This is a genomic window from Methanomassiliicoccales archaeon (genome assembly GCA_026394375.1).
GTDB lineage: Archaea > Thermoplasmatota > Thermoplasmata > Methanomassiliicoccales > UBA472 > JAJRAL01.
This window is the reverse complement of the sequence record JAPKYJ010000013.1, coordinates 187,178-194,506: the sequence shown is the minus strand read 5'-3', so window position 1 is coordinate 194,506 and position 7,329 is coordinate 187,178. Positions and strand designations below refer to the sequence as shown.

The 7,329-nt window shown below is 58.7% G+C and carries 9 protein-coding genes; 6 read left to right on the top strand and 3 right to left on the bottom strand.

The annotated features are described in order from the left end of the window. The 5 genes from NT137_02840 to pheA form a co-directional block, all read left to right on the top strand. Positions 1–597 (top strand): HisA/HisF-related TIM barrel protein (locus NT137_02840; protein MCX6652274.1); only part of this gene is annotated, 597 nt, incomplete at its 5' end. After that, complete coding sequence (hisIE, locus tag NT137_02835) at positions 594–1,199, top strand: bifunctional phosphoribosyl-AMP cyclohydrolase/phosphoribosyl-ATP diphosphatase HisIE (protein ID MCX6652273.1); 606 nt, start codon at positions 594–596, stop codon at positions 1,197–1,199. The genes NT137_02840 and hisIE, both read left to right, overlap by 4 nt. Then, the gene (locus NT137_02830; protein MCX6652272.1) at positions 1,200–1,859 is read left to right on the top strand and encodes a histidinol phosphate phosphatase domain-containing protein; all 660 of its coding nucleotides are present in this window, start codon (positions 1,200–1,202) and stop codon (positions 1,857–1,859) included. Next, positions 1,856–3,241 carry an aspartate kinase gene (locus NT137_02825; protein MCX6652271.1) on the top strand — a complete coding sequence of 462 codons (1,386 nt, stop codon included), beginning with the start codon at positions 1,856–1,858 and terminating at the stop codon, positions 3,239–3,241. Before NT137_02830 ends, NT137_02825 begins: the two co-directional genes overlap by 4 nt. After that, on the top strand, positions 3,222–4,067 hold the full coding sequence (pheA, locus tag NT137_02820; protein MCX6652270.1) for a prephenate dehydratase: 846 nt from the start codon (positions 3,222–3,224) through the stop codon (positions 4,065–4,067). Before NT137_02825 ends, pheA begins: the two co-directional genes overlap by 20 nt. Here pheA and NT137_02815 read toward each other — a convergent pair. From NT137_02815 to NT137_02805, 3 genes are all read right to left on the bottom strand, one after another. Further along, on the bottom strand, positions 4,064–5,140 hold the full coding sequence (locus NT137_02815; protein MCX6652269.1) for a pyridoxal phosphate-dependent aminotransferase: 1,077 nt from the start codon (positions 5,138–5,140) through the stop codon (positions 4,064–4,066). The two genes, pheA and NT137_02815, sit on opposite strands and share 4 nt — an antisense overlap. After that, positions 5,137–5,715, bottom strand: coding sequence for a flavin reductase family protein (locus NT137_02810; GenBank protein MCX6652268.1), 579 nt, complete (start codon positions 5,713–5,715; stop codon positions 5,137–5,139). Before NT137_02810 ends, NT137_02815 begins: the two co-directional genes overlap by 4 nt. Positions 5,716–5,801: 86 nt before the next feature. Further along, on the bottom strand, positions 5,802–6,335 hold the full coding sequence (locus NT137_02805; GenBank protein ID MCX6652267.1) for a flavin reductase family protein: 534 nt from the start codon (positions 6,333–6,335) through the stop codon (positions 5,802–5,804). Positions 6,336–6,497: 162 nt separating this feature from the next. Here NT137_02805 and NT137_02800 point away from each other — a divergent pair, with 162 nt between their 5' ends. After that, positions 6,498–7,292 (top strand): S-methyl-5'-thioadenosine phosphorylase, encoded by a 795-nt coding sequence (locus tag NT137_02800; protein MCX6652266.1) that lies wholly within the window; start codon positions 6,498–6,500, stop codon positions 7,290–7,292. The last annotated feature ends 37 nt before the right edge of the window (positions 7,293–7,329 follow it).

Sequence of the window (7,329 nt, the reverse complement as noted above, 5' to 3'; positions counted from 1 at the left end):
GAGGGCCGCGACATCATGCTCGATGTCGTGCGGCGGACGGCCGAAGTGATCTTCATGCCTTTGACCGTGGGCGGCGGCATCCGCACCTGCGACGATATCCGCATGCTCCTCAATGCCGGCACCGACAAGGTTTCGATCAATTCGGCCGCTTGCCGCGATCCGGAGTTCGTGCGCCAGGCCGCGCGGCGCTTCGGCATCCAGTGCATCGTGGTCAACATCGACCCCAAGCGCGTGCAGAAAGATGGCCGCGAGTTCTGGGAAGTCCACACACACGGCGGCCGCCGCGGCACGGGCCTGGAAGCGGTCGCCTGGGCCCGCCAGGTCGAAGAACTGGGCGCCGGCGAGATCGTGCTCACCAGCATGGACGCGGACGGCACCAAGGACGGTTACGATATTCCTCTCACCAGCAGAGTGGCGGAGGCGGTGGACATCCCGGTGATCGCTTCCGGGGGCTGCGGCAACGCCAGGCATATCTATGAAGTTCTTTCCCAGACCAAAGCGGAGGCGGCCTTGGCAGCTTCCATATTCCACTACAATGAGCTCACAGTGCAGCAGGTGAAAGGCTACCTGCGCGATAGGGGGGTGGCGGTGCGATGACCTTGCCGCTGAAATTCGACGAGAAAGGCTTGATCCCGGTCATAGTGCAGGACTCTGAGACCAACGAAGTGCTGATGATGGCGCATGCGAACCTAGAGGCATACAACAAGATGATCGAAACGGGCAAGACGCACTTCTGGTCCCGTTCCCGACAGAGGTTGTGGATGAAGGGCGAGACCTCTGGCAACGTGCAGCACATCGTTTCCATCCAGACCGATTGCGATGCCGATTGCCTGCTGGTGAGGGTGAAGCAGACCGGGGTGGCCTGCCATTTGGAGCGCCCCTCTTGCTTTGGAGATGTTCTGTATGGCGATCTCAAAGGCACTGCCGCCATCTTGCCGGAGCTGAGGCGGGTGATCAAGGACCGCAAGGAGCATCCGCTCGAGGGTTCGTACACCACCACTCTGCTAAAAAACGAGGACAAGATGCTGAAGAAGGTGGTGGAGGAAGCGGCGGAGATCGCCCTGGCGAGCAAAGGCCAGGATAAGCATATGCAGACGTGGGAGGTGGCCGACCTCATCTACCACCTGATGGTGGTCATGGAGGGAAAGGAGATACCGCTGGAAGACGTCTACCGCATGCTATCGGAAAGGAGGAAGTAGATGCGCATCGACCTGCACTGTCACACCCTGCTCAGCGACGGTGAGCTGCTGCCCATCGAGCTCGCCCGACGGGCGGTCGTCAAAGGGCACACGGCCATCGCCATCACTGATCATGCCTCCCTCTCAAACCTGGACCGACTGATCAACGAGGCCAGGATCGATGCCGAGCTGGCTCGTGAATGGAACATCGAGGTGCTCGTGGGCGTGGAGATCACCCACGTCCCGGTCCGCAGAATAGACCAAGTGGTGGCGGAAGCCAGAAGGAAAGGCGCGCAGATCATCGTCATCCACGGGGAGACGATCAACGAGCCGGTGGAGAAGGGCACGAACCTGGTCGCGGTCAGCAATCCGGACGTGGACATCCTCGCTCATCCGGGCTTCATCACCATGGAAGAGGTCGAACTGGCGAAGAAGAATGGCGTGGTCCTGGAGATCACCTCACGCAGATCGCACAGTTCCACCAACGGACATGTTGCCAAGTTAGCGCTGCAGGCGGGAGCGAAGATGGTGGTCAACACCGACGCCCACGCTCCCTCCGATCTCATCGACTACGAGACCGCGATCAACGTCGCCATGGCAGCGGGCCTGCCTCGAAGGGACGCGGAGAAGGCGGTGAAGGACACCCCTTTGCAGATGCTCAAGAAGGTGAAAGGCCGATGAAAGTGCTGAAGTTCGGAGGTTCCTCGCTGAAGAACGGCGAGGCTCTGAAACGGGTCTGCCGCATCATCGCCGCCGACGACGAATGGAAGGTGGTGGTGGCCAGCGCTTTGTCCGGCGTCACAGAAGAGCTGATACAGTTCGTCTCCCAGCTTCGGAAGGAAGAGGACGTTGAGGCCTTCATCAAATCCCTGGAGGAGAAGCATGTGGCCTTGCTCAAGGAAGCGGTCTCCAACGAAGGCATCCGCAAAGCAGCCTGCGCCAAGGTCAAGGAGAAGATCCTGCGCCTGGAGAGAGCGCTCTATGGCTTCTGCTATCTGGAGGAGCTCACCCCCCGCACCAAGGACATCGTGCAATCGCTAGGCGAGAGGCTCTCCGTCGTGCTGGTGGCAGCGGCCCTGCAGGACATAGGTGTGAAGGCGGTGGCAGTGGATGCGGACGAGCTGGGCATCATCACCGATGGAGTGTACGGAGCGGCGACGGCGGACCTGGAAGCGACCCGGAAGCACGTCTGCCCGAAGGTGCGGGCCATGTTCGACCGTGGCGAGACGCCGGTGGTAACGGGCTTCTTCGGACGGACCCCGGAAGGCCACGTCACGGTCTTCGGACGCAACGGCAGCGATTACTCCGCTTCCGTCATAGCGAACGTCCTCAACGCCGATGCATTGGAGATCTGGAAGGACGTGGACGGTTTCATGTCCGTCGATCCCAAGATCGTGAAGGAGGCGGTGCCCATCGATACCCTTTCGTACGATGAAGCGGCCGAGCTCTCCTACTTCGGAGCGCAGGTGCTGCACCCTCGGACCGTGGAGCCAGCAAGAATGAAGAACATCACCATCTTCGTGAAGAACGTCTTCAAGCCGGAGGTCAGGGGCACGGCCATCCAGCCCTCGGGAGTGCAAAGAGCCCAGACCATCAAATCCATCTCCTTCATGAAGAACATGGCCATCATCAAGGTGTATGGCGCTGGAGCGGGGTACAAGGCAGGAGTCATGTCCGAGATCTCCTCCAAGCTCACGGATGCCGGGGTCAATATCTACTCGGCGGCCACGTCGCAGACGTGCATCGCCTTCCTGGTGAGCAAGCATGATCTACCGTTGGCGCAGGACGCCCTGGAGGAGAGCAAGAAGGGCGTCATCGAGAAGATAGAGACGGTGGACGACATCGCCCTGCTCTGCGTGGTCGGCGAAGGCCTGGGATATGAAAAGGGGATAGCAGCCAGGGTCTTCTCGGCCGTGGCGAGCGAAGGCGTGAGCGTGAACATGATCTCCGCTGGAGCTTCTCTCGTGGCATACCATTTCACGGTCGACCGGCAGAACCTTGAGCGAACCATCAAGGCGATACACAAGGAGTTCTTCTCCGAAAATGTCCCCCAAGCGAGCTGAACGAATAGCCTTCCAGGGCGTGCACGGCGCCTATTCCGAGGACGCGATACTGCAGTTCTTCGGAGAGGACGTGGACACCATTCCCTGCAACGAGTTCGAGGAGGTCTTCCAGAAAGTGGAATCGAGCGAGGTCTCGCACGCCGTCCTGCCAATAGAGAACTCCATAGAGGGCAGCGTCACGGTCGTAAGCGACCTGCTGCTGGAGAGCGATCTCACTGTGACCGGCGAAGTCCTAGTGGCAGTGCGCCATTGCCTCGTCTCTCACCCCTCTTCGAAGATGCAGGACGTTAGGAGGGTCTACAGCCATCCGCAGGCGCTCGGCCAGTGTCGCGCATTCCTTTCCAGCCATCCGGAGTGGGAGAAGATCCCTGCATTCGACACGGCGGGCAGCGTGCGCATGGTCAAGGAACGAAAGCAGAAGGATGAGGCGGCCATCGCTTCCAAGCGCGCCGCCTCCTACTACCAGATGAAGGTCTTGAAGGAGGATATCCAGTCCGTTCCCCGGAACTATACGCGCTTCTTCGTGGTCGAGAAGAGCACATCCATCCTGCCGGTGGGCGATCGCACTTCCCTGGTCTTCGCCACCAAGAACATACCTGGAGCATTGTATCAATGCATAGGGGCGTTCGCCCAACGCAATGTCAACCTCTCCAAGCTCGAGTCCCGACCGAGGAAAGGGCGCACCTGGGAATACGTGTTCTACGTGGACATCGACGGCCACGTGAACGATACCAAGGTCAGCGAGGCCATCGCGGAACTGGTGCGCAAATCATCCTTCGTCAAGGTCTTCGGATCATACGTCAAAGCGAAGCCGCCATCGGACTAGAGCATCGCATCCAACGTGGACGAGATGTGATTGAGGCCCTGCTGGAAGTCGGACCTTCCACAGGAGAATGTGACTCGGATCGCCCCTCCGATGCCGAAGTATCTTCCGGGGCATACCGCTGTCTTGTGCTTCCTGAAGAGCCTCAGAGCGAACTCCTCGTCGTTCAGACCTTTCGGCAGCATGGCGAGGAACATCAGACCGCCGTCCGGTCTCCGCACCTTGACTCGTTCCTCTTCCTCCAGCCATTCGTCCAGCACTGGAAGGTTGTGTTTGGCCATGCGTAGCACCCGGTCCCGGAACCATTGTTTTTCCTGCAACGCCCGGAAGGCCACGGCCATGGAACGGGACGGAAGGTGATAGGCGGAGTAGAGCCGGGTCATCCTCACCCTCTTCACGATGTCCTCCGGTCCGACGAGCCAACCTATCCGGAGTCCCCCCAGTCCCCAGAGCTTGGTCATGCCGCAGGTCGAGACGCCATTTTCGCCCAGGCTGCAGACAGGCTTCGAAGGCCGTGCATAGGACATCTCCCGGTAGATCTCATCGCACAGCACCGGGACGCTCTTCCTCGCTGCCTCTTCTAGGATCGCTCTCAGCTCTTCATCGGACAGCATTCTTGCGGAAGGGTTGTGCAGGTTCGTGAGCAGGACCGCTTTCGCTCCCCTGTTGATCGCTTTGGCGACCTGCTCTGGTGACAAGGAGAAATGGTCCTTGCTCGTTCGTTTGACCTCAATCACCTTGGAAACCATGGCATCTGCCGAAGCCCGCATGGGAGCATAGGTCGGTGTTTCGATGGCCACGGCGTCGGTGTGAGGAGCGCAGGATTGCAGGAAAAGATAGTTAGCGTTCTGCGCCCCGCCCGTGAGGACGATCTTGCTCTCCTTGACCCGGTACTGCTTGGCTAATAGTCGAACCAGCTTCTCCTCTAGTTCCAGGTCGTCGAGCCAGGCCTCGCCACCGATGCATGGATCGAAACCGTCCCCGAAAGGCGTCGGCGCTCCGGAATGGTCGAGATCTATGGCTGCCCCTCGGCACTTGATGAGCCAGTCCTCGAGCAGGAACGGCGCGAACCTCATTCCTTACCCCTCACCACATTGGGGGCGGTGCGATACTCGCCGTCCCAGAAGAGCAACGATTTGCCTCGATCGTAATTGCTCCAGACCTCGGTGTGCACGATCTGGCCGAGGAACCAGGTGTGATCTCCGACGTCGAACTCGCCCAGGTGCGCCACGCTCTCCATCTTCTTCTTCTCGCTCGTCAGCTTCTTGCATTCGATGTTGAGCCAGCATTCCTTGATGATGGGCGAGTTCGTGCGCTTGCCCTTGATCGGCGTAAGGCCAGCCTCCTTGAACTTGTTCTTGCGCACGCCCGATTCCTTTCCGCATACCTCCACCGATTTGATCAAATCCACCGAGGGAACGTTGATCGTGAAGTCCTTCGAGTCGGCGATGAGGCGGTAGATGTTGCGGGAGGTTTTGACCCCGATGCCTACGATCACGGGGAAGAGGGAGAACACGTTGAACATGCCCACCGTGGTCACGTTCCAGTCCTGTTCCTTGTCCCCCGATGCCACCAGCAGGACTGGTGCAGGAGGGAGATGTGCGATCGCATCGAAAACGTCTAGATCTATCTTTTCCGGTTCTTTCGCCATATCTACCACCGGCAAGAAGATTGATGCGCGTTGTAGAAAAACCTTAGCACCCTTAAGAGCGATAGGACGGTGGGTGTTCCTAGCGACTAACGCTTCCTGATGCAGTTGCCGATGACGCGGAACTCCCCGCCCCAGTAGAGAATCGCCCGCTCCCGCAGCTCGCCTTGCACGGATTCTCCGTGCACCACTTCGCCTAGGAACCAGACGTGATCGCCGGCATCGATCACCTGGCGTTTCTTGCATTCCAGGTTCACAAGGCATTCCTCGATGATGGGTGCGTTGACCACTTTGCCTGGAGTGACCGTGAACCCACATTCCTCGAACTTGTTCGTCTCCCGACCACACTTCTGGCCGCAGAAGAGGACCTCCTCCACCAGCTCCTTTCCGGGTATGTTCACCGTGAACTCATCATGCTTGTTCATCAGATCGAATGTGTAACGGCAAGGAGAAACGCCCACTCCAATAACAGGAGGATCGAAGGAGAACATGTGCACCAAGACCACGGTCATCACGTTGCACTCGACCTTTTCTTTGGCATTGCCGACCGCAACCAAGACCACCGGGAACGCCGGGAAACCCCTGCACGCCCAGATGGGGTTGACCTCCGTCTTCGCGTCCATCGGACCGCAGGGAACATGAGGGTGGTTAAATAAAGCTAATGCCCCCTATCCTTCGCTCAGGCGAGAAGTTTCTTACCTGTTAATCCTGTGACCTCCGATCTCAATCATATGAATGAGGAGCGGCGGACCAAGGCTTTTAACTCGTTCCTGAGAGATTCACTCATGATGAAAACGCAGGCGCGCATCGGGATCATCGGCGGCACCGGGGTCTACGACCCGGAGATGTTCGAGCTCAAAGAGACGGTCAAGCTCTCCACTCCCTATGGGGCACCATCGGACGATATCCAGATCGGAGAGATAGATGGATTGATGGTGGCATTGCTCCCCCGACACGGGAAATGGCACGTCTTCCCTCCACATAAGGTCAATTATCGTGCCAACATATGGGCGTTGAAGCAGTGCGGCGTGGAGCGGGTCATTTCGCCCTGCGCCGTTGGTTCTTTGCAGGAGGAGTACGAGCCCGGCCAGATAGTCATTGCGGACCAGTTCATCGATTTCACCAAGAAGCGCGACTATACGTTCTACGATGGAGCGAAGACGGTGCACGTCTCCATGGCAGATCCGTTCTGCTCCGAGCTGCGGGACATATTTGTCAAGGAAGCCAAGCGACTGAAGATCCCGCATCACAAGGATGGAACGTACATCTGCATCGAGGGACCGAGGTTCTCCACCAGAGCGGAATCGCTCATGTTCAGGGCTTTCGCGGACGTCATCGGCATGACCCTGTGCCCGGAATGCCAGCTGGCGAAGGAGATGGAGATGTGCTACGTGTCCTTGGCCATGATCACCGATTACGATGTCTGGACCGAGCATCCGGTGGACACGGCCATGATCCTCAAGACCATGGCGGAGAACGTGGACAAGATCCAGAAGCTCATCACGTCCACCCTGCCGAAGATCCCTGAAGCGAGGAAGAAATGCGACTGCTCAGATACGTTGAAGGCGGCAGGCGCCTAGGTCGCGAATGACTCTAGGACTCGATCTCTATCCTTGA